Origin of the sequence: Mucilaginibacter aquariorum (genome assembly GCF_024498135.1) — a bacterium.
GTDB classification, from domain to species: Bacteria; Bacteroidota; Bacteroidia; order Sphingobacteriales; family Sphingobacteriaceae; genus Mucilaginibacter; species Mucilaginibacter aquariorum.
On the sequence record NZ_JANHOH010000001.1, the window covers coordinates 1,182,968 to 1,206,937 of the forward strand.

The 23,970-nt window shown below is 41.1% G+C and carries 20 protein-coding genes and 1 tRNA gene; 14 read left to right on the top strand and 7 right to left on the bottom strand.

All coding sequences use genetic code 11. From position 1 onward, the window contains the following. Positions 1-14: 14 nt before the first annotated feature. The 7 genes from NPE20_RS05170 to NPE20_RS05200 form a co-directional block, all read right to left on the bottom strand. Positions 15-275 carry a hypothetical protein gene (locus tag NPE20_RS05170; RefSeq protein WP_256537540.1) on the bottom strand — a complete coding sequence of 87 codons (261 nt, stop codon included), beginning with the start codon at positions 273-275 and terminating at the stop codon, positions 15-17. A gap of 159 nt (positions 276-434) precedes the next feature. Continuing rightward, entirely contained in the window at positions 435-959 is a 525-nt protein-coding gene (locus tag NPE20_RS05175; protein WP_256537541.1) for an ORF6N domain-containing protein, read from the bottom strand. Further along, the gene (locus NPE20_RS05180) at positions 959-1,264 is read right to left on the bottom strand and encodes a hypothetical protein (protein WP_256537542.1); all 306 of its coding nucleotides are present in this window, start codon (positions 1,262-1,264) and stop codon (positions 959-961) included. Before NPE20_RS05180 ends, NPE20_RS05175 begins: the two co-directional genes overlap by 1 nt. A 3-nt stretch (positions 1,265-1,267) precedes the next feature. Beyond that, on the bottom strand, positions 1,268-1,528 hold the full coding sequence (locus NPE20_RS05185) for a helix-turn-helix domain-containing protein (RefSeq protein ID WP_256537543.1): 261 nt from the start codon (positions 1,526-1,528) through the stop codon (positions 1,268-1,270). Between the two features lie 116 nt (positions 1,529-1,644). Next, the gene (locus NPE20_RS05190) at positions 1,645-2,919 is read right to left on the bottom strand and encodes a site-specific integrase (RefSeq protein ID WP_256537544.1); all 1,275 of its coding nucleotides are present in this window, start codon (positions 2,917-2,919) and stop codon (positions 1,645-1,647) included. A 253-nt stretch (positions 2,920-3,172) separates the two neighbouring features. Next, positions 3,173-3,259: transfer RNA gene (locus tag NPE20_RS05195), tRNA-Ser, on the bottom strand. 84 nt (positions 3,260-3,343) lie between these two features. Next, entirely contained in the window at positions 3,344-5,410 is a 2,067-nt protein-coding gene (locus tag NPE20_RS05200; RefSeq protein WP_256537545.1) for an HD family phosphohydrolase, read from the bottom strand. A gap of 114 nt (positions 5,411-5,524) precedes the next feature. Between NPE20_RS05200 and NPE20_RS05205 the strand changes: the two genes are divergently transcribed. The 14 genes from NPE20_RS05205 (at position 5,525) to NPE20_RS05270 (ending at position 23,905) form a co-directional block, all read left to right on the top strand. Next, the gene (locus NPE20_RS05205) at positions 5,525-6,382 is read left to right on the top strand and encodes an SPFH domain-containing protein (protein ID WP_256537546.1); all 858 of its coding nucleotides are present in this window, start codon (positions 5,525-5,527) and stop codon (positions 6,380-6,382) included. Positions 6,383-6,384: 2 nt separating this feature from the next. Beyond that, on the top strand, positions 6,385-6,912 hold the full coding sequence (locus NPE20_RS05210) for a hypothetical protein (protein ID WP_256537547.1): 528 nt from the start codon (positions 6,385-6,387) through the stop codon (positions 6,910-6,912). 6 nt (positions 6,913-6,918) lie between these two features. After that, positions 6,919-7,089: a type II toxin-antitoxin system antitoxin gene (locus tag NPE20_RS05215; RefSeq protein WP_256537548.1), complete on the top strand. Its 171-nt coding sequence runs from the start codon at positions 6,919-6,921 to the stop codon at positions 7,087-7,089. 111 nt (positions 7,090-7,200) lie between these two features. Then, complete coding sequence (locus NPE20_RS05220) at positions 7,201-8,379, top strand: acetyl-CoA C-acyltransferase (RefSeq protein WP_256537549.1); 1,179 nt, start codon at positions 7,201-7,203, stop codon at positions 8,377-8,379. A gap of 77 nt (positions 8,380-8,456) precedes the next feature. Next, complete coding sequence (locus tag NPE20_RS05225) at positions 8,457-9,377, top strand: hypothetical protein (protein ID WP_256537550.1); 921 nt, start codon at positions 8,457-8,459, stop codon at positions 9,375-9,377. A 114-nt stretch (positions 9,378-9,491) separates the two neighbouring features. Continuing rightward, a complete protein-coding gene (locus tag NPE20_RS05230; protein WP_256537551.1) occupies positions 9,492-10,985 on the top strand; it encodes a POT-type proton-dependent oligopeptide transporter in 1,494 nt (497 codons plus the stop codon). 116 nt (positions 10,986-11,101) lie between these two features. Continuing rightward, positions 11,102-11,833, top strand: coding sequence for a polyprenol monophosphomannose synthase (locus tag NPE20_RS05235; protein ID WP_256537552.1), 732 nt, complete (start codon positions 11,102-11,104; stop codon positions 11,831-11,833). 107 nt (positions 11,834-11,940) lie between these two features. After that, the gene (gene ruvB / locus NPE20_RS05240; protein ID WP_256537553.1) at positions 11,941-12,963 is read left to right on the top strand and encodes a Holliday junction branch migration DNA helicase RuvB; all 1,023 of its coding nucleotides are present in this window, start codon (positions 11,941-11,943) and stop codon (positions 12,961-12,963) included. 163 nt (positions 12,964-13,126) lie between these two features. Beyond that, complete coding sequence (locus NPE20_RS05245) at positions 13,127-13,723, top strand: RNA polymerase sigma factor (protein WP_256537554.1); 597 nt, start codon at positions 13,127-13,129, stop codon at positions 13,721-13,723. 91 nt (positions 13,724-13,814) lie between these two features. Continuing rightward, positions 13,815-15,011, top strand: a complete 1,197-nt coding sequence (locus tag NPE20_RS05250; protein WP_256537555.1) for a FecR family protein — start codon at positions 13,815-13,817, stop codon at positions 15,009-15,011. Between the two features lie 267 nt (positions 15,012-15,278). Then, positions 15,279-18,695 carry a TonB-dependent receptor gene (locus NPE20_RS05255; protein WP_256537556.1) on the top strand — a complete coding sequence of 1,139 codons (3,417 nt, stop codon included), beginning with the start codon at positions 15,279-15,281 and terminating at the stop codon, positions 18,693-18,695. A gap of 74 nt (positions 18,696-18,769) precedes the next feature. Then, positions 18,770-20,281 carry a RagB/SusD family nutrient uptake outer membrane protein gene (locus NPE20_RS05260; protein WP_256537557.1) on the top strand — a complete coding sequence of 504 codons (1,512 nt, stop codon included), beginning with the start codon at positions 18,770-18,772 and terminating at the stop codon, positions 20,279-20,281. Between the two features lie 176 nt (positions 20,282-20,457). Next, a complete protein-coding gene (locus NPE20_RS05265; RefSeq protein ID WP_256537558.1) occupies positions 20,458-22,740 on the top strand; it encodes a GH92 family glycosyl hydrolase in 2,283 nt (760 codons plus the stop codon). Then, on the top strand, positions 22,730-23,905 hold the full coding sequence (locus NPE20_RS05270) for a Gfo/Idh/MocA family protein (RefSeq protein ID WP_256537559.1): 1,176 nt from the start codon (positions 22,730-22,732) through the stop codon (positions 23,903-23,905). The genes NPE20_RS05265 and NPE20_RS05270 overlap by 11 nt, the downstream gene beginning before the upstream one ends. Positions 23,906-23,970 lie beyond the last annotated feature (65 nt).

The window sequence follows — 23,970 nt, forward strand, 5'->3', positions numbered from 1 at the left end:
TTAGAATTATAGATTTATGTATTGATGATATTGGATATCCAGCGGACGGCGAGCACTTTCCAGTTACGGTATGGTCTGCCACGTGGACCGCACCAATCTGTCCTGTCATAAAACTTGAAAAAAAGGGTCCCTTCCTTCTCCATCCCTTGTTGCTCAAAATAAATTTGTACCAGTGCCTGCTCGGGCGGCATTTCGTGCCCAAAGCCTCTTTGGGTTATTGGCCCTGTTGCTTTATGGATCGGTTTGGTGATCCGTTTGGCTTTACGTTTGATCATGGAACAAATTTCCCAAGCTGGGCTAAGCCAATTTCAACACTATAGCCGAAGGGTGGTTATATAATTATAGATTTGTAGAATACTGGAATTATAGAAGTCTATAACATAAAAAGGCACCGAAAAATGCGATACCTTCAGTAACAAGGCATATAGCTTGAATTAGCTTTTTATTTTGAACCCTATCGGTTCGCGCGGCTCACTTTCCTGCTGTATCAACTGCTTTAAGGTTTGAAAGATCACATGGATGTCGTCATCATGCTGAATAATCAGTTTTTCCAGTTGTTCGAACTTAAGCAGCAAGTCCTTTTGTGAGATCAGCATTTCCCGGAATTTAATGAAGACCTCTATGATCTTAATGCTCATTGCGATAGCTTGCTGGCTTTTGATAACATTGGCTAACATCAGTATTCCATGTTCGCTGAATACGTAAGGCAAAGCGCCACCCAGTGATTGCCGGGAAGGTATCACATTTTGTGATACCATATCGCCAACCTCCTGTTCATTCAGTTGAAACATGAAATGTTCAGGAAAACGCTCTTTATTTCGGCTGACTTGTTGCCTCAGCCGTATCGGAATGGTACCGTACATTTCAGCGAGGTCCTTATCCAACATGACTTTGATACCTCGTATCAGATAAATTTTTTCAACGATCCGTTGGTTGTCTGTCTGATTGAAGTCTTCCATTATTTTAGTGGTTTCTGATTAATGTCTGCCAGGTAGATGAGACTGCCCCGGTAATAATTATAAGATGGTACATAACCTATAATACCCATGTCGCTTAGATCTTTGATGCATTTATGATAAGTGGCGATAGAATTGATATGAGCCAGCACCATCAGCTCCTTACGGTAAACGGCGAACGGTTCGCAGAAGTTGTTTTGTTTCCAGCTCCAAAACAGCGCGAGATAGAGGCTGATATGAGTGGGTAAAATCCCGGTATTTTTGGCCGCCTGGATCATAAAGCGCGCCAAAGCATTCAATTGTTTCATAAGCTATTGATTACCTGCCAGCATTTGATTGATATCGTCGTTATTGTAATACATGATACCGCCCAAACGCGTGAACTTGATAATCCCGTTGACCCGCAAACTGGTCAAGGTGTTAGGCGATATATTGAGCATCTTTCTGACCTGCGCACTTCTCAGCCATTTACGTGGTTGGTCCGTAGATTGAGCCATCATTTTTTTAATCTTGTCCAAAAGGCGGTCTTCAAATTCGACGAGATCTTCTTTAGTGATAATTTCTGCTGCCATACTGTTGAGATTAATCCATCAAAAACCCCGCATGAAAATTATGCGGGATTCAAATTTGATGAAGTCGTCTAAAAGAAATTCAACCCTTGTGTCGAGGTGGGTGTTTTTTAGCAGATTTAAACAATTCTCATTTTTGGCTTTTCCTCATTCAAAATAGGCGAATCAGCCATAAACTTAATCTTTGTAAGCCGTTTATTTAAGTTGGCCATGTCCTCGGTAACTTTAATAGCAAGTACTTTGGCGTAATGCTGGGTTTGACGCAGGCTTTTATGTCCCATCATTTTGCTGATGGTTTCCATCGGTACGTTATTGGCCAGGGTGATCGTAGTACCAAAAGTATTACGGGCGATCTTCGAACTCAATTCGATTTCTACACCACACATATCCCCCAGTTCTTTAAGATAACTGTTGTACTTCTGGTTACTCAATACTGGCAACAGCATGTCCTTAACAATGCAATATTCATCGTGCTCATATTTCTTTAAGATTCCTTTAGCCATAGGCAACAGCGGGATAACTGCGGGTGTGCCCGTTTTCTGCCGATTTTTATAAATGCGCAATTCCCCGTTGGTTGTTGACACTTCGGAGCGTTTTAATTGCTTCATGTCAATAAAGGACAAACCTGTAAAGCAGGAGAAGATAAATAGGTCTCTAACCCGGCTCAGGCGAGGGTTAGTAATTTTTTTGTTCGCGATAGCCTGAACCTGCTCTTTAGTCAAATAAACAGTATCGACTTCATCCCTGGTCATTTCAAACTTTGCAAAAGGGTCGGCCACCAACCAGCCGTTGTCAACACAATCCAGTACGATCTTTTTCATGTTGGCGATATTCTTCAGCGCTGAATTATGATTTAGATCTTTGACCGTTCTGAACCAGTTATACAGCTTTTTAATAAATTCAAGGTCGAGAGACAAGATATTAATATCGTCCACTTTGTACTTTGATTTCAGGAACTTGGAAACGTGCTTATAGGAAGTCTCAAAATTAGTATGAGTACCTTTCGCCACACCCTTACCAATCATTGCTTCCAAACCATTGTTATGCGTCTTGAAAAGCGTCAGCAGCATCCATTGGCGTTGGTCTTCTCCCGATATTATATTCCTGATGGCTAATGCGGTCACGATCTTGCCCCGGTCTATCAAATGTGTCCGCGCGTCATAGGCCTTATTTTGCAGCACATCCAAATAGGTGTTGAGGTTTTTGCTTTCCTCTTTGTTACCGATTGCCCGATTGGCTTTCGCGTTCCACTTCTCCGGGTCCCAAAAACGTTTGGTGGACATTTCTTTACGGACACCATCAACAGTGATTCTTAAATAAATAGACACAAGTCCTTCTACATAATCCTGCGGTTTTTTAAGGAAAAACATTAAACCTAAACTCTTTTCTAACATAATCTCTTACAATATTAGGGTGAATAAATATCGGTCTGAGATACTCGAATGTCAAGATGTTCATCTATTAAACATCTAATTTTCAGATAATTAAGGCACTTTTGGTGCGCTTTTTCCCTGATTTTGGTGCGCACTACACGAATAGCGCACCAGAGTTATGAGTTTCGGCGTTTTTTTTGGTTTTGCGTTAAAACAAAAAAACCTGTAAATCAACGATTTACAGGTTTTTGCGAGCATTTGAGCTACTAATTTGCGGTGAGGGAGGGATTCGAACCCTCGGTACAGTTTCCCGTACGTCAGTTTAGCAAACTGATCCTTTCGGCCTCTCAGGCACCTCACCATTTATTTTCAAGAATATTTCCCTTTTTTCAGGGATTGCAAATATAGTAATTAGCTTAAGCTGACAAAAAAATAAATCAGATTTTTAATAATCTATTCTTACGTGGTAAATACTCATCAGCATTCGCTTAAAAATCTGTTTTATAGTTTCCAGATCTTTCAATGTTATGTTACTGTCATTCAATTGGTTTTGATCAAGCTTGTACTTCACAATACGGTCAACCAGTATGCTGATGGATTCTTCGTCGGGCTCTTTTAAAGAGCGTGAAGCGGCCTCTACAGAGTCGGCAAGCATCAAAACACCCGCTTCTTTTGAGAATGGAATAGGCCCTGGATAGCGAAAAATGTTCTCGTTGATGAATTTTTCCGGAAAATTTTTCAAAAATGACTGATAAAAATAATCCACCCGGGTATTACCATGATGGGTGCGTATAAAATCGATAACTATCTCGGGCAGGTTGGCTTTACGCGCCATTTCAATGCCCTTGCTTACGTGGCGGATGATGATCTGGGCGCTTTCCTCATAGGGTAACTTATCGTGCGGATTAAAGCCCGAGCTTTGGTTCTCGATAAAAAACAGCGGATTTTCCATTTTACCAATATCGTGGTATAATGCCCCTGCCCTAACCAGCAACGCATTACCCCCAATTGTATAAATCGCATTCTCGGCCAGGTTAGCCACCTGTAACGAGTGTTGGAAAGTACCCGGCGCACTAAAGGCCATTTCGCGCAGCAAAGGCGCGTTGGTATTGGTTAACTCTATTAAGGTGATATCTGATGTAATGGCAAATACCTTTTCGAATAAATAAATAAGCGGATATGCCAGTAAAGTAAGTAGCACACTTACAGCAAAAGGTATAAAATCGACCCAGTCAATTGTGGTGAAAGTTCCTTCTCTTATTAGCGAGATCCCCAGGAACGCAACAAAATATGTAAAAGTAATGATAAGCGCTGATATCAGGAATTGCTCGCGGCGGATAAGGTTTTTGATGCTGTAAATAGATACCATCCCCGCAGTTATCTCAAAAAAAGCAAATTCAAAGCTGTTCGGTACAAAAAAGCCCGCTATCAATACTACCAGCAAGTGAATGTTTAGTGCCAAACGCGTATCAAATAAAATGCGGATGATGATAGGCACTATACAATATGGTATATAGTAAAAGTTGGGGAGCTCCAGTTTTATGGCTAATGATAGCGTTGCCAACATAGCGGTTATTACCAGCAATATGAGGCTTACTAAGCGGTTATCATCATAAATATCACGCCTAAACAGGTATAGGAATACCATTAGCAACGTTAGGGTAATACCCACCAGCAAAAACTGCCCTAATAAAACCAGGCTATGATTGCCATTGGTACGCGCATTATCTTCAAATGCTTTTTTATACGATGCCAGCTTTTGATATGCCTCGTCATTTATTACAGAACCTTTACCTATAATAGTTTCGCCTTTTTGAACCATCCCGCGTGTTATGGATAAGTTTTCGGTAACCTCTTTCTCTAATCGTGCGGTTAGTTTGGCATCATAAGTCAAATTATTTTGTAGCCTGTCTTGTACCAGGTTCAATAAAAAAGCTTTGTCAAGGCCCGGCACCTTACCTATCTCAAAATCGCAATAAGCAATTGCCCGTTCGCGTGTAAATAAATCGGCGGTATTTTTATCAGTGGCCACATTACCGCTTAAAATGGTTATCTGGTAGTTTTTGCCGGCCTGCTGATATTTTGGATTTAGTTTTAGTATCCCCCTGTCATAACATGCTTTTAAAATATTAAAGCCGGTTTGCAGGTAAGTATCTTTTTGTCGTTCGTTTAACCCTGCCGAGTGCCATTTTATTTCAAGATCGGTTTTAAAACCGTCCTGCTGCTGCTGGCTCATCTCATCATTCTTTTGATATATAGGTGTTACGGCACTCAGCGCGGCTCTTTGATCGGCCTCAATCTCGGCATTGGTTTTTAATATGGCAAAATTATAAGGCGATACCAGGTCTTTCTGATTCCATATCCGACCCTTTTCATACTCGTAGCCAAATTTGGCTTGTTTGGGCAAGGCATATACGATGACAGCTACGCTCACCAGCATCATAAAAAACTTAACATTTAGGGCGTATTTACGCAGTAATGCCTTTTGCCGGGACGATGATAGTTTTGCCATAGACGAGTATATCCAATCAAAAATAATATAAGTTTCGGTTATCTGTGATTTTTCTTGTTTTTATCAAAACAAAGTTGATATCTTTATGATATCATTTTAAAATCAAACAAAACCATGCAAACCGAAAAAGTCACCACAGCACCATCCGGCTATTTAGCCTTTGTTTTAGTACTTGTGCTTATTGCCGCTGCAGCCTATTCTTTTTACCTCGAACAACCTTTAATAGGCGCTATTATATGCTTAGTAAACTTTGTTTTTATTTTACCCGGCCTGGCCATTGTAAACCCTAACGAATCTAAGGTGCTTACCTTGTTTGGTAAATACCAGGGCACGGTTAAACAAGATGGATTTTTTTGGGTGAACCCCTTCACCGTTAAAAAGAAGGTATCACTAAAAGCCTTTAATCTTAACGGGCAACAATTAAAGGTGAATGATAGCGTAGGTAACCCTATAGAGATTGCCGCCGTTATAGTATGGCAAATAAAGGACACTGCAAAGGCGGTTTTCGCGGTAGAAAACTACCTGCAATATGTAAATATACAAAGCGAGGCTGCGGTAAGGCATCTGGCCAATTCATTCCCTTATGACCATATCGAGGATGAGAATGCAAGCATTACCCTGCGTGGCGGCTCGGAACAGGTTGGGATACTTTTGGTACAGGAATTAAATGAACGGTTAGAACGCGCAGGCATAGAGGTTTTGGAGGCCCGTATCTCTCACCTGGCTTATGCGCCAGAGATTGCCCATGCCATGTTACAGCGCCAGCAGGCATCAGCCATAATATCTGCCCGCAGACTTATTGTTGAAGGTGCCGTAGGAATGGTTGAAATGGCTTTACAGAAGATGGAAGAGAAGAACATTATTGAGTTGGATGAAGAACGCAAGGCAGCCATGGTAAGCAACCTGCTGGTTGTATTGTGTGGCGACAGAAGTGTATCTCCAATTGTTAATACCGGCACTTTATATCATTAATAATGGGCGATTATAGAAATATTGACCAGCTACGAACAAACGAATTAGCCGTTGTAAAAAAAGGCTTCTGGAAGCCTGAATTTGAACTTACCGACGGCCAATTTGTGTATGCGAAGCTAAGATACCGGTCAAACTTTAAGCGTGATGCCATTATAGAAACGCCGCAGGTAACTTACACCATTAAACGCAAAGGCTGGTTTAACCGAACCATTTTGGTGAACAAGGGCGAAGATGAAACCATTGGCACACTTGTACCCGAAACATGGAAAAGAGATTTTAATCTTAAAATGGATAACGGCTTTGAAGCGACATATCTGTATAAAAAGCTGTTCTCGAAATCGCTTAGTTTAACTAATGATACCCAGGGTGATATTTTACAGATAACCCAAAAAGCCTTTAATTTTAAGCAGCCTTATACAGTTATTATAGACCAGGTTACGCAACAGGCCAATACGCCGCCATTGCCCCTCCTGGCATTTATGGGGCTGGTTATCATTATGCTGCGTCAACAACAAGCTGCAACCCAATAATATAATATGGCAGAGAAAAAAGCATTTATATTAAGGATAAACCCCGATGTTCTCAAGGAAATAGAGGTATGGGGTGCCGATGAGTTTCGCAGCACAAACGGGCAAATAGAGTATTTGCTGCAGGAAGCTTTAAAGGCGAGGAAGAAAAGCGTCCGTAAGAAAAAGGCTTCGGAGTAATTGTATCACAAATATAAAATACTATGCATGCATAATATTTTATGATTCTATCGTTATCTATCAGTAAGAAATCCTAAATTTGCCACACCATTATAAAAAGGCATTTTTCTTATGAAAGAAGTATATATAGTATCCGCCACACGCACAGCTATTGGTAGTTTTGGCGGCAGCTTAGCATCGTTATCGGCAACGCAATTGGGCGCTGTAGTTATTAAATCGGCTATTGAAAAAGCAGGTTTACAGCCATCTGATATTCAGGAAGTATACATGGGCAATGTGCTATCGGCCAATTTAGGGCAGGCACCGGCAACCCAGGCGGCAATATTTGCCGGTTTACCTTATTTACCTGCTACTACAGTTAATAAAGTATGCGCATCTGGCATGAAGGCTATTATGCTGGCAGCTCAAAGCATTGCCAATGGCGATAATGATATTGTTTTGGCCGGTGGTATGGAAAGCATGAGCAACGTACCCTATTATCTTGATAAAGCCCGTAATGGCTATCGCTTAGGAAACGGACAAATTATAGATGGCCTTGTAAAAGATGGCCTTTGGGATGTATATAACGATTACCATATGGGATCGGCAGCGGAGCTTTGCGCGGTTGACTGTAATGTTACCCGCGAGGAACAGGATGCCTTCGCTATAGAATCATACAAACGCGCACAGCAATCACAGGCCAATGGTAAGTTTAAAGCAGAAATTACCCCTGTTGAACTAAAAGATAAAAAAGGCGAGGTTACTTTATTTGCTGATGATGAAGAACCACAAACCGTAAAGTTTGATAAGATCCCTACCCTTAAGCCTGTATTTAAAAAAGAAGGTACAGTTACGGCCGCCAATGCGTCCACCCTTAATGATGGTGCTGCCGCATTAGTTTTAATGAGCAAAGAAAAAGCCGAAGCAATGGGCATTAAGCCGTTAGCCCGGATAGTTTCTTTCGCTGATGCACAACAGGCCCCTGAATATTTCACTACTGCCCCATCAAAAGCAATCCCCCTGGCTTTGCATAAAGCCGGTATATCATCAGATAATATTGACTTCTTTGAGATAAACGAAGCTTTTTCGGTAGTGTCTGTTGCTAATAATAAATTATTAAACCTCGATCCTGCTAAAGTTAATGTTAATGGCGGTGCAGTTGCTATTGGTCACCCGCTGGGTGCATCGGGCGCACGTATCATTGTAACATTGATACATGTTTTACAGCAAAATGGCGGTAAACTGGGTGCTGCGGGTGTTTGTAATGGTGGTGGCGGTGCCAGCGCAATGGTTATTGAAAACTTGTCATAACATCAATATTTCTTTTTAATAATTTAGCAGCCGTTACTACGTTAGTATCTGCAATATATTTATCATAATAATCTTTGATGAAAGGTTTCCTTTTAGCCCTCTTCCTGTTATTCGTTTTCACCACCTCCTTTTCGCAGCATTCTGACGAAAGCAAGAACCTGAAGGAGTTAAGTATCTATCAGGATAGTTTGAAAATGCTTGGCAAAAAGTTTATAAATGACCCGGATGATTTGGAGCGTAAAAATGCTAACTACAAATTTATCAAATTATTGGTTGGTGCGCTAAAAGTGCCCCACTCTTTTAACTATCCTTTTGATTCGGTAAAAAGTATAAGTATCATTAATTCACCCGATAACCGCTTCCGTATACTTAGCTGGCATATTATGAACCAGGATGGCAGCTACCGTTTTTATGGCACTGTACAAATGAATACAGGCAGCAACTTGCTTATGTATCCGCTGGAGGACTATTCCCCTTTATTAAAAAATCCTGAAGACTCAGTTACCAACAATCGTAAATGGTACGGGGCACAGTATTATAAAATAATAAGGATAGCGGCGGCAAATCCATATTACGTTTTGTTGGGATGGAAAGGCAACACAATAAAATCTACCAAAAAAGTAATTGAGGTGCTTTCTTTTGATAAAGATGATAAGCCAAACTTAGGTATGGCTGTATTTGATGGTAATGGCAAAAATCGCAAAAGGGTGATATTTGAATATACCAGGCAGGCATCTATGCTGCTACGTTATGTGCCCGATCAAAACTTAATTGTATTTGACCACCTGGCGCCTCCCGATCAAAAGTTAAAAGACAAGCCTGATACCTTTGGCCCCGACCTTACTTATGACGGATACAAGCTTAAAAATGGCAAATGGCAATACATAGAGAACCTGGATATGCGCAACATCCCCGAAGACAGAGATGCTGAGTATGTTGACCCTAAAGCACAGGCAGTTATTGACAGGAGTGCTGTACCCATCAAAAAAAAGAATTAAAGCTGTATTATCTCTCACTAATCAAAACATTACAACCTTGTTTGTAATAATCTCGGTATAAAATTTCGGATCAATTTAATTATAGTATTTTAGGCAAAAATAGTTCAGAAAAGTATGGCAGAAAACCTACAGGCTTCGGCTCCGGCAAAACCAAAATCCAGATTTCCAAGGGCAGTCCCGTATATTATCGGGAACGAAGCCGCAGAGCGCTTTAGCTTTTATGGCATGCGTTCCGTGCTCACACTATTTTTAGTGAATCAATTTTTTAACCCGACGGACAATCCGGCGTTAACCGACCAGGCTAATGCGCACGCTAATAAGCTGCACCATCTGTTTGTGATGGTGGCCTATGCGCTGCCCTTTGTAGGCGGTATGATTGCAGATTGGTTTACCGGCAAATACAAGCTTATCCTGTATGTATCGATAATTTACTGTATAGGGCATTTAATGCTGGCCACGTTCGATGGTGGCCTCACTGGTTTCCAGTTAGGTTTGTTGGTGGTTGCAATTGGCGCCGGCGGTATCAAATCCTGCGTATCGGCCAACGTTGGCGATCAGTTTGATGCCAGCAACCAAGACCTGCTTTCGAAAGTTTACGGCTGGTTTTATTTCAGTATCAATTCCGGCTCTATGATCTCAACCATTGCCATTCCATGGACTTATGAGCACTTTGGGCCTAAATGGGCGTTCGGTATCCCCGGGCTGCTGATGGCGCTGGCTACCATCATATTCTTTTCGGGCCGCAAAAAATATGTAAAGGTCCCTCCACAGGGCGTAAACCGTAATAACCTGGTGTTTATAACGTGGTATGCATTAACGCATTTAAGCCAGCGCAAACCGGGGCAATCTATGCTTGATGTTGCCAAAGGGCCTTATGACCCCGAACGCGTTGAAGGCGTTAAAGCAGTATACCGGGTTATGGCAGTATTCTTTTTCGCGCTGGCATTTTGGGCCGTTTGGGACCAGTGTTTATCTGAATGGACGCTTTACGCCGAAAAAATGGACCGTGTAATTAACCTTGGTTTTACCAAATTCACTATATATCCCGGTCAGTTGTCAACTTTTAACACTGTATTCCTGCTCCTTTTTATCCCATTTTTTAACTATGTAGTATATCCATGGCTCGATAAAAAGGGACTAAAAACAACACCACTGCGCAGGCTGGGAACGGGCCTTGTGTTAACCGCTATATCATTTGTAGTAATAGGCGTTATACATACCAGCCTTGATCATGGCGGTTCACCATCTATTTGGTGGCAGGTGTTAGCATTTTTAATACTTTCGGCAGCCGAAGTACTGGTATCTATCACCGGATTGGAGTATGCTTACACACATTCGCCAAAATCAATGAAGAGTACCATGACGGGGATCTGGTTCCTGGTGGTATCATTCGGAAACCTGATCACTGCTATGGTTAACGGTGCAATAGAAGGTGGCGGCTGGTGGGCCACAAATTTAAAGGGTGCTAATTACGAATGGTTTTTTGTAGCATTTATATGTGTGTTTATAATTGCATTTTTAATTATTTCTCCGCGCCTGAAAGAACGAAATTATATTACCGACCCTGTTAGTATTAACCAGATAGCTTCTGAAACCGAACGCCTGTAAACAAAATATTACTTTTAAAAACAGGGAAGCTCACCACTTTCCTGTTTTTTATTTTAATGCCGTATAAAATTAAATTATTTTAGCGGCGTTCTTTACAAAACCAAATCTGCAGCTACGTGCCCGATAGTATTGTCATCATTCCCACTTATAACGAGAAAGAGAATATCGAACGGATGATCCGCAAGGTGTTTACTCTTCCTCATGATTTCCATGTCCTTATTATTGATGATGGATCGCCCGATGGTACAGCAAAGATTGTAAAACAATTACAGCAAGAGTACCAGGGAAAGCTTTTCATTGAAGAACGATCTGGAAAGCAGGGCTTAGGCACTGCGTATATTCACGGTTTTAAGTGGTCAATTGAGCATCATTACGATTTTATTTTTGAAATGGACGCCGATTTTTCTCACAATCCCGATGACCTGCTTAGATTAAGACAAGCTTGTATAGATGGTGCGGATGCAGCTATTGGCTCGCGATATATTAAAGGTGTAAATGTAGTTAACTGGCCAATGAGCCGTGTTTTAATGAGTTTCTTCGCATCGGTATATGTGCGTTTTATTACAGGGATTGATGTGCAGGATGCTACCGCCGGCTTTATGTGCTATAAGCGAAAAGTATTGGAAACGCTAAATCTTGATAAGATAAAATTTGTAGGTTATGCCTTCCAGATAGAGATGAAGTATACTTCTATCAAACATGGTTTTATTGTAACCGAAGTACCTATCATATTTACAGATCGCACTGCTGGTACATCTAAAATGTCATCAGGTATATTTAAGGAAGCCTTTTTCGGTGTTATCCAAATGAAGATCAACAGCGTTTTTAGAAAATACCCGGAAGGGTAGATTTGAGATATGAGACTTGAGATATGAGAGAAACAACAATAAATCCTTGTCTCAAATCTCACATCTAATGTCTCACATCTCAGTAAAAAATACTAATTTCGTTGGCAATGAATGAAAATCTTGATCCGGATAGCGAACGCCTCTCTCCTGCCGAACGTGATATAGAAAAAGTTTTACGTCCGCAGGTATTTGAAGATTTTACCGGTCAGCATAAAATACTGGCTAACCTGCGCATATTTGTACAGGCTGCCCGCCAGCGTGGCGAAGCGCTTGATCATGTGTTGCTGCACGGCCCTCCCGGTTTAGGCAAAACTACCCTATCGCACATTATAGCTAATGAAATGGGGGTGGGTATCAAGATAACATCGGGCCCTGTGCTGGATAAACCTGGTGATTTAGCCGGCCTTCTTACCGGCCTTGAGACCGGCGATATATTATTCATTGATGAAATACACCGTTTAAGTCCACTGGTAGAAGAATACCTGTATTCGGCTATGGAAGATTTTAAGATAGATATTATGCTGGAGAGTGGTCCAAACGCCCGTTCCGTACAGATCTCGCTTAATCCCTTTACCCTTGTAGGTGCTACCACACGGTCTGGTCTGCTAACCGCCCCACTGCGTGCCAGGTTTGGCATTAACAGCCGTTTAGAATATTATGATGCTAAGCTGTTAACCACTATTGTACTGCGCTCGGCAACCATCTTACGTACACCAATAAATGACGAGGGCGCTTATGAAATTGCCCGCCGTAGCCGTGGTACCCCACGTATAGCCAATGCTTTGCTACGCCGTACCCGGGATTTTGCCCAGATAAAAGGCGACGGTAATATTGATACCGCTATTGCCAAATATGCCCTTAACGCCCTCAATGTTGATGAGCATGGCTTGGATGAAATGGATAATAAGATCTTATCTACCATTATTGACAAGTTTAAAGGTGGCCCTGTAGGTTTAAAAACCATTGCCACCGCTGTAGGTGAAGAAGAAGGTACTATTGAAGAAGTGTATGAACCATTTTTGATACAGGAAGGCTTTTTAATGCGTACAGCCCGGGGCCGCGAGGCTACCGAAAGTGCTTATAAGCATCTTGGCAAGATAAAAATGGGCGGCAATCCATCCTTATTCTAATAGTAAATAACTGCCTCATACCTTTCAATACCGTTAATTATTTAACGATTAGGCAATTACAATGTGTCCAACTTACGCATTGTGATACTTTTTTAACATTAAAACATTATTTGGTTGCAACTGTAGTAAATTTTTTATTATTTGCTTATACCAATAACTACCTATGGTTGACCAGGTATTACCATGTGAAAAAGAGTTACTTTTAAGGGTGGCCTGTGGGGATGAACATGCATTTAGCGAGTTGTTCAATACCTATCACCAGCTTTTGGGTACACATATTTACCGCATAACCGACTCAGTTGAGCTGGCCGAGGAAGTGGTACAGGATGTGTTTTTAAAAATATGGATGAGCCGGGAAACATTAACCGCTGTACAAAATTTCAGGGCTTATTTATTTGTTATCTCAAAAAATCACGCGCTAAATTGCTTGCGTAAATTAGCTAAAGAACGCATCCATCAAAAAACACTTGAAGAAAATGTTACGGCAATGGTGCCCGAAGATACCTCGGGTTTAGATACTTATTATAGCTTATTAGACCAGGCAATTGACCACCTGCCGCCACAGCAGCAAAAAGTTTATTTATTAAGCCGCCACAATCGCTTAAAGTATGATGAAATAGCCCATCAAATGGGTCTATCCCGCGAAACGGTAAAAAAATATTTACAGGGCGCCACTCACTCAATAACCAGTTTTGTACAGTCGAATATTGATATTTCGGTTATGATCTTAATAGTATCCATACTTTTTAAAAAAAGTTAGAAACCAATACCCCCTTTTTATTCCCTTTTGGTGTCTTCTAATCATAGAGCTTCCCGGCTTTTACACTACCCAATTATTGAAAAAACATTTAATGAAGATATCCAGCTTAAGGTTAAGGTACCTTTTTGATCGTTATTATAACAAAACAGCTACTCCGCAAGAGCAGGATGAGCTATTTGCTATAATTGATGCCGGCGCCGGCAATGAGGAGCTTTCCTTGCTTATTCGCCAGGTTTGGGATGACCTTAAACCGGATGCCGCTCCCCTATTCAATTCAGATAAAACCAATGCCATACTCAAAAACATATTAGGATCTGATGGATCGGGCACAGACAAAAAAACTCACAACAATATATTTCTCTGGGCTAAAATCGCTTCTGCTGCCATTGTTTTGTTCTTTGTTAGCTTTGGTCTCCACTTATATTTCCAACCTAACAAAGTTTCACAAAATCAGATAGTAAAAGCAAAAAGCAAGTTACATGATGCGCTGCCAGGTGGCAATAAAGCCGTACTTACTTTGGCAAATGGCAAAACTATTATTCTTGACAATGCCCAAAATGGCACTCTTGCCCGGCAAGGTAACACACTTATTAAAAAAGCGGCAGATGGCCAATTGATATACAATGTTTCAGCCCTGGCTAATGCTAACTCCGCTCCTTCTATCAATACCATTTCAACTCCTCGTGGCGGGCAATACCAGGTTATCTTGCCCGATGGAACAAAGGTTTGGCTAAATTCTGCTTCATCATTACGGTTTCCTACCCGTTTCACAGGCGTATCAAGGCAAGTTGAAATTATAGGCGAAGCTTATTTTGAAGTGACCAAAAACCCGGCTATGCCGTTTAGGGTTAAAACCAATCGTGCCGAAATTGAAGTTTTAGGTACCCATTTTAACGTAATGGCCTACGATGATGAGAAAACCATGAAAACCACCCTGCTGGAAGGCGCGGTTAATATAAAAAGTGGAACATTTAGCGCAAGGCTTAAACCCGGGCAACAGGCGCAAATAAACACAACCGGACAAAGCAAGGTGGTTGGCGATGTTGATTTAGAAGACGAGATCGCCTGGAAGAACGGCATTTTTCAGTTCAGGGATGCTGGGATAGATGTGATATTACGCCAGGCCGCACGTTGGTACGATGTAGATGTTTCTTACAAGAGCAAGGTACCCACAAAAGAATTTACTGGTCGTATATCGCGCAATGTGAAAGCATCGGAGTTATTAAATATGTTGAAATACGCAGGTATCAACCTCGATATTGAGGGGAAAAACATTATTGTATTTTAATACACCTTAAACAAGCCAAAAAACAATACCAATATATAAAATCAATTTATTCACCCTACAAAATTACTTATGATGAAAGAAATACACTTAGCAAGCTAGCTCAAAAATGATGGGCCTGTTATACCAATGCTAAGCAATGGCATAAAATCGGCATACAAAAAAACCGGGAAGTGTTTCGACCCACTTTCCCGGCTAAATGCCTGGGCCCCCATAATCATTGCAATCGACGAATTGAAACTTAATGTTTAACCCAAACACAACAAACTTATGAATTTTAATTCTAAGGCTGTGCCTTTGGCATGGTCTAAACTATCCAAAATAATATTGGTTATGAAACTTACTGCTATTTTAATAATTGCAGCTCTTACCAATGTGAGCGCCAAAACATTCAGTCAAACTGTATCGTTGCGCCAAAAGAACGCTTCTGTAGAGAAAGTTTTACGCCTGATAGAGAAGCAAACGGGCTATCATTTCATGTATGATAAACAAGATGTATCAAAAGCCGGTGGTATAAATATCGACGTAGAAAAAGTCACTATTGACCAGGCGCTTAATGAAGCATTTAAAGACCAGCCGCTTACCTACAAAATTTTCCAGGAGACTATTGTGGTAAAAAAGAAGGATGCTGATAATAATCCTGTTGAATTTAAGGCAATAGATATAACAGGTACGGTAACAGATGCCAAAGGCCCGCTGCCGGGTGTAAATGTAAAACTAAAGGGTACTGCCACCGGCACCAGTACCGATGCCAACGGTAAATACAAATTAACCGTACCCGATGGCAGCGGCACATTGGTATTTAGCTTTATTGGTTACAACAGTCAGGAAGTAGCCATAAGCAACCGCCAAAACATTGATGTGGTGATGGTTGAACAGGCGAAAGACTTGAATGAGGTTGTGGTAATTGGTTATGGTACAGCAAGAAAATCTGACCTTACCGGAGCTGTAACCACAGTTAAGGCCGAGCAATTATTGGATAAACCCGTTCCAAACTTATCGCAGGCCTTACAAGGCAAGGTTGCCGGTGTTGATGTAAGTGTTAACAGTAATGCGCCTGGTGCAGCAGCAAAGGTACGTATAAGGGGTATTGGTTCTATCAATTCAAATCTTGATCCACTATATGTGGTTGATGGTGTTGTTGGAGTTGATGCTAACTCTATCAATCCCAATGATGTTGCTTCGATTGAGGTTTTAAAAGATGCATCATCAACAGCCATATATGGGGTGCGCGGTGCTAACGGGGTAATTATGGTAACTACCAAGCGCGGTAGAAAAGGCCCGGCCACTATTAGCTATGAGGCGAATGCCAATATAAGCCAGTTGTACAGGCATTTACCAACCCTTAACTCAGAGCAATTTGTCGATATCTATAACCAGTCATTTGCTAACGGGGCAAAGTTTGACCCAACGGGAACGGTACAAACTCCGCCCAAGGCGTTAAACCACGCTAATTTCCCTTTGTTGTTTGATACTAATGACAAACCTCTTTATAACACCAACTGGGAAAAAGAAACTTATAAACCAGCTTTTTCACAAAGCCATCAATTAAATATTCAGGGCGGTAGCGAAAAATCTGTTTATAGTTTATCGTTAGGTTATTTAAACCAAAATGGTTTAACTCCAACATCAAACTTTAAACGCTACTCCATTAAAATGACGATGGATAACGATGTTAAGGATTGGTTAAAAATAGGCGGTAGCATTAATGCAATAGCCAGCAGGCAACGGTTGGTAACTGATGGTAATGGTAGCTTAAACGTACCACGTGCCGTAACCGAAGAGGTACCAATTGTTCCAATTAAATATCCGGACGGAAGCTGGGCAGGGAATTTTGATATAGCCGGACTTGAAGGAGCGCCAAATCCAATACAAATTGCCAACGAGCGTTATACCATTAATAACACCCAGCAAATGGTAGGTAACGTATACCTCTTGTTTAAAATCTCAAAAGAGTTGGAGTTTAAAACAGATCTGGGGTATGATGTGCGAAGCCAAAAAAACAACTTTTACTCGTCTCTTTCTTTGCAGCATTTATCTGCCGACCAGGGTGGTGTAGCTAATATAAATGCTAATACAAATTATTATTGGCAAAGTGAAAACTACCTGACCTGGAATAAAAAGATCAATGACCGTCAAAAATTGACTGCACTGTTAGGTATATCTTTTAGCCAGGACGTGTACGAAAGGGTAAGAGCAGAAACACAAAATTTCATCGATGATTTTTACCAATATAATAATTTAGGTGCCGGTTCTGTTAAAAGCGCTTCAGAATCTGACATCGTGCCCAATTCACCAGGCGGATATCAGCCGGGGAAGTTAAATTCTTATTATGGTCGTATCAGCTATAATCTTGATGAAAAATATTTATTTACCGCAACGGGCCGCTACGATGGTTCATCAAGGTTTAGTGACAAAAATAAGTACGCTTTTTTCCCATCGGCAGGTATTGCATGGCGTGTATCTCAGGAAAATTTCCTGAAAGACAGTAAAACCGTATCCAACTTAAAGGTAAGAACCAGTTATGGCGTAACAGGTAATCAGGAAATTGGTCCCTTTCGCGCACTCCCTCAATTATCAACCAGTCAAACCGCTATAGGTGGTGCTGCAGCAATAACATTGTTGCCAGGATATTTGGGCAATCCCGATTTGAAATGGGAAAGAACCAAAATGTTTGATGCAGGTTTAGAATTAGGCTTATTTGGCGATAGGGTAAATTTCACTGCGGATTTTTATGTTAAAAACACCAGCGATATTTTATTGCAAACTCCAATTCCATGGACAGCCGGTTTTACAACCGCTAATGTTTATAAAAACGTTGGTTCCTTAAGAAATACAGGTATTGAGCTTAGTTTAAACACGGTGAATATTAAAACCGATAATTTTCAATGGTCAACAAGTTTATTATTTGCCAGCAATAAAAACGAGGTAACCAAGTTAAATGACGGCAATGCAGATATATTTCCAGGCCCGAACTTTTTAGGGCAAAACTATGTAATACGTGTTGGCGAACCAATCGGCTCATTTTATGGTATGACAAGGGTTGGTACCTACAGCGATTCGCCTGCTGATATTGCTGAAGCAGCCACGCATGGTTTAAAAGCCGGCGACCGTAAATACATCTACAATCCAGATGGCAGCAACTATTATAGCATCATTGGTCAATCAACTCCAAAATGGACCGGTAATTTTAACAGTTCCATGAAATACAAAAACTGGGACTTTTCATTTGACATTCGTATTGTACAGGGCGTAAATACTGCGGCCAACTTTAAACACTCCGCTGAAGACAGGCAAACCATTTCAAACAGTTTAGCTACTGTGTTAAACGGATGGACACCTAACAATCAAAATACCATGATATCCCAGGTGCGCAATTATAAATACGCACAGGATTCGCATTTTGATACCTGGTGGGTTGAAGATGGTTCATTTATACGCGGTCAAAATTTTGTGTTAGGATACAGTTTCCCATCACAAACGCTTACTAAATTAGGCATGAGCCGTTTGCGCGTTTATACAAGTGTTCAAAATTTGTTTGTGATCACAGATTACACCGGTTATGACCCTGAAGTTGATACATTTAATCAGTCTTATGGTAATAACTCGGCGCTTTCACAAAACATTGACTTCTTTGCCAACCCTCGTCCACGTATATGGAACCTTGGTGTGCAGGTAGGGTTTTAAAACTTGTGATACGACAAAAATGCATAGCAAAACAGTAGTGAAAGATTTAACCATAATCATATAAACGTATTAAAATGAAAACATTAAAAAATATATTAATAGTGGCGTGTTTATTACTTACATGCTCCTGCAAAAAATTCCTGGAAGAAAAGCCCGAAAGTTTTTTAACGCCTGATGCTAATTTGTCAAGTGCAAAAGTGGCAAGGGCGTTAGCTAATGGATCATATCAAAATTTGTCGGGATTACTTACGGGTCAGCCCTCTTCATATGGTGGTAACACCTGGAATTTGATGGAATTTATGACAGGTAAAGCAAACAGCGACCTCGGGCAAACAGGATTTGTGAATTTTCAAACCCTGATTTACAATAACACTTCTTTTTACATGGACACCTGGTGGCAGCAAATGTACTTAGGTATTGGTGCAACAAACCTGGCTATACAAAAAATACCTACCATTACTGCCCCGGGCCTAAATGATGCCGACAAGACCAATATGATAGCCGAAGCACGCACGCTACGCGCCTTATATTATTTTTACCTGGTGCGTATGTTTGGTGCAGTACCTAAAGTAACTGAACCGGCTAAAGACCTGAATTTACAGATTCCGCGTACACCGGCAAAGCAAATTTATGACGAAATTATTATACCTGATCTGCTTGAGGCCGAAAAATCAACCCTGCCCTGGAAAGATGCTACAGGAAAAGTATCCATGGGTGCAGTAAAATCATTATTAGCCGATGTGTATTTAACCTACGCCGGAGCTGCCATTAATGGCGGTGACCAATATTACGCCGAATCAGCCAAACGCTCGCTTGACGTAATTCAAAATGGTGGATACACCTTATTCCCAGAGTATACTGATATGATTGTTCCGGCTAATAAAAACAGCAGGGAGTTTATTTTTCAGGTACAGTATGCGGCTTCTATTCCAATAACAAATCCGCTTACTGCTCTTACCATCCCTAACTATGCAGGCATATCTTCTTATTCTGACGAATATGGATCGGTTTACCCGACAGACCAGTTTATTGCCTCATTCCCGGCTGGTGATAAACGCGTGGCCGAAAAACAATTCTTTTATACCAGTTACCCAAATTTCAAAACGCCATCTGAAACGGTTACATTTAAAAATCATTACATCTACAAATGGTTTGATCGAACCGCGGTTCTTACTACCACAAAATCTGATTTAAACTTTACCATTTATCGTTTAGCTGATGTAATGTTAATGTATGCTGAAGCATCAAATAGGGCTGAAGGTGCGCCAAACGCTAATGCAATTGAGTACGTTAGACAAATACGTGCAAGGGCTAACCTGGCGCCTATTGGAGCATTATCGCAGGATGCATTTGAGAAAGAAGTATGGCTGCAACGCTATTTTGAGCTTTGTTTCGAAAACAAAATGTGGTTTGATATGCTTCGCACCCGTAAGGTGCATAATGATGTTACCGGTAACTGGGACAATTTTGTAGGCCATAAAACAGTTTTTGGCGCTACATTTACTGAAAAGCAATTGCTGTTCCCTCTACCAAAACAGGAAACCGATGTTAACCCTACGTTGTTACCCAATAACCCCGGTTTTTAATAAAACAGGATAAACTGAGTTAAGTAGATAGTAAGGGATTATTTCCCTTACTATCCCCTATCAAACTTAAACAAAAAGCCGGGTGGCAATAATTTTACAATATAAAAGACTGGCAATACCCGCCAGTCTTTTATATTTACAGCCGGTTTACATCTCTACTACTATTAACTTACATAATGAAAAAAAGATTCCTTCTTTTAATTACGCTATTATTTTCGGCTGTAGCATTTGCACAACAAGTTACAAAGGTTACTGATCCGGTTGAATGGATAAACCCATTAATGGGTACACAATCAAAATACGATCTGAGTAATGGCAACACCTACCCTGCCATAGCTTTGCCATGGGGCATGAACTTCTGGACCCCACAAACCGGTAAAATGGGCGATGGCTGGCAATACACTTACGATTCCTACAAAATAAACGGCTTCAAACAAACCCACCAGCCATCTCCATGGATGAACGATTATGGCCAATTTGCTATAATGCCCGTAACTGGTAAAATAAAAGTATCACAAAATCAGCGTCAAAGCTGGTTCTCGCACAAGGCCGAGATAGCTAAGCCATATTACTACAGCGTTTACCTTGCCGACCATGACGTTACTACAGAAATAACCCCTACCGAACGTAGTGCGCAATTTAGGTTCACCTATCCCAAAACAGATAGCTCTTATATTGTTATAGATGCTTTTGACAGAGGATCGTACATTAAGATAATCCCCGGCGAAAAAAAGATAGTTGGTTACTCTACCAAATATGCCCGCGGGCCGTTGAAAAACTTTAAAAACTACTTTGTTATTTATGTAGATAAGCCAATTACCCTGGCACAGGTTTACAGTGATAGTACTTTAAACGACGGGTTGGAGCTTTCTGCCAAACATGCAAGCGCTGTTATTGGTTTTAAAACCGCTAAAGGCGAAAAGGTAAACCTGCGTGTGGCTTCTTCATTCATCAGCATTGAGCAAGCCGAGATAAGCCTGAACAGAGAAATTGGTAAAGATAACTTCGATATCACCAAACAAAAGGCAAAAGCCGTTTGGAACAAAACATTAAGCAAATTAGCCGTTGAAGGTGGCTCCGTAGAACAGGTAAAAACATTTTACTCTTGCCTGTACCGCATGCTTTTCTTCCCCAACAAAATGTACGAGCTTGATGCTAAAAACCAACCCGTACACTACAGTGCGCAAAATGGCCAGATACTACCGGGTTACAAGTTTGCAGGCACAGGTTTCTGGGATACCTTCAGGGCGTTATACCCGTTCCTGAACCTGGTCTATCCATCTATCAACAAAGAGATGCAGGAAGGCCTTATAAACGATTACAAAGAAGGTGGCTGGTTGCCCGAGTGGAGCAGCCCCGGTTATTCAGATGTAATGGTAGGCAATAATTCTGCATCTGTAGTCGCCGATGCTTATTTGAAAGGTGGCCGTGGTTATGATATCGGTACACTTTATCAAGCTTTGTTGCATGGCGCTAACAATGATGGCCCCGCTGCTACCGGCCGCGATGGTGTAGAGTATTATAAAACTTTAGGATATGTACCCTACGATGTTAAAATAAATGAAAACGCTGCGCGTACTTTAGAATACGCTTATGACGATTTCACCATTTATAAATTAGGTAAAGCATTGGGCAGGCCTGCATCCGAAACCGAGATATACCGAAAACGCAGTATGAACTATAAAAACCTGTTTGACCCGCAAACCGGTTTAATGCGTGGTAAAAACAAGGATGGAAAATTCCAGTCCCCGTTCAATCCGTTTAAATGGGGCGATGCCTTTACAGAGGGCAACAGCTGGCACTATACCTGGAGCGTTTTCCATGATGTGCAAGGGCTTATTGACCTGATGGGTGGTAAACAGAGATTCACTACTAAGTTGGATTCTGTATTCTCGCTCCCTCCTATTTTTGACGATAGCTATTACGGCGAAGTAATACATGAGATCCGAGAAATGCAAATTGCAGGCATGGGCCAGTATGCACATGGCAACCAACCCATACAACACATGACCTACCTGTACAATTATGCGGGCGAGCCATGGAAGACCCAGCTGCATGTACGCGATGTAATGAACAAAATGTACCACTCTGCACCCGATGGTTATTGTGGTGATGAAGATAACGGGCAAACATCTGCCTGGTATGTATTTTCGGCAATGGGCTTTTACCCGGTATGCCCTGCTACAGACCAGTATGTGTTAGGTGCACCATTATTTAAGAAAATAACACTCACCCTGGAGAATGGTAAAGTAGTTACAATAAATGCACCAAAAAACAGTGCCGAAAACAGGTATGTAACTACTTTAACTGTTGATGGCAAGCCTTATACCAATACTTGGTTAAGCCATAAAGCCTTACAAAAAGGAGAGGTTATTAATTTTAACATGTCGGCAACGCCTAATAAGGCGAGAGGTACAAAAGCAACAGATGTGCCTTATTCATTATCAAATGAAAAATAGTTTCACCATGAAAGTTGTAAAGTTTTTAATGTGCCTGATCATCGTATCAGGCACATCTATACCTATTTTATTGGCACAGGTAACACCTGCGGCTAAACCAGCTGTAACAACTCCGGTTGCTCCGGTTAACGTAACGCCGGTGCTGTTAAGCACCCAAAAACTGGCAATAGCTGGTTTATCGCATGATCATGTACACAACATTTTAGGCGATTACCGCGATGGAAAAGTAATTATTGTTGGTATAGCTGAAGCTGATAAACAACTAAGGGACAGATATCAAAAACAATACAACCTGCCAGATTCTATCTTATTTGATGATCTTAAAAAAATGGTCACTACTAAAAAGCCCGAAGTAGTGCTGGGTTATAACCCGGTTGCCAGGCATATTGATATTGTTGAAGTATGCGCCCCGTTGGGCATATCTGTAATGGTTGAAAAACCCCTGGCAGCTACACTTGCACAAGCCAGCCGCATGGAATTTCTGGCCTTAAAATATTATATTAAGCTGCTTACCAATTACGAAACAACATGGTACCCATCTTACCAGCACGTATATGATGTTGCTGCTAAAGATAGTCTTGGGCAGATCAGAAAGATGGTAGTGCACGATGGGCACCAGGGGCCTAAAGAAATTGGTTGCAGCAAAGATTTCACCAACTGGCTTACCGACCCCGAATTAAACGGTGCCGGTGCCCTAAACGATTTTGGCTGCTACGGTGCTAACCTGATGACCTGGTTAATGAACGGACAGAAACCTATTGCGGTTACAGCTGTTGCACGTCATTTTAAACGGCAAACCTACCCCAAGGTAGAGGATGATGCCAGTATTTTTGTGGAATATCCAACCGCAACCGGTATTATTGAGGCATCATGGAATTGGCCTTTCTCTATAAAAGATCTGGAAGTTTTTGGCGATGAGGGTTATATACACGCATTAGATAAGGATAATGTTGTTACACGAATAAATAACAGCCCGGCAGTTACACGTATAGCAACTCCTTTAACTGCCCCTAATGATAATCCCGTTTCGTACCTGCAACTGGTTACGCGAAATCGCCTTAAAGGCATAACCGATAGGTCATCTTTAAAGTACAATATGATAGTGATGCAGATACTAGATGCCGCCAAAAGATCTATTGCCGAGGGTAAGCGGATAGTCCTGTAAAATGAAATAATATTTATTAACAGTTAATATAACCCTGCATAATTATATTATTTTAGCGGCAAAAT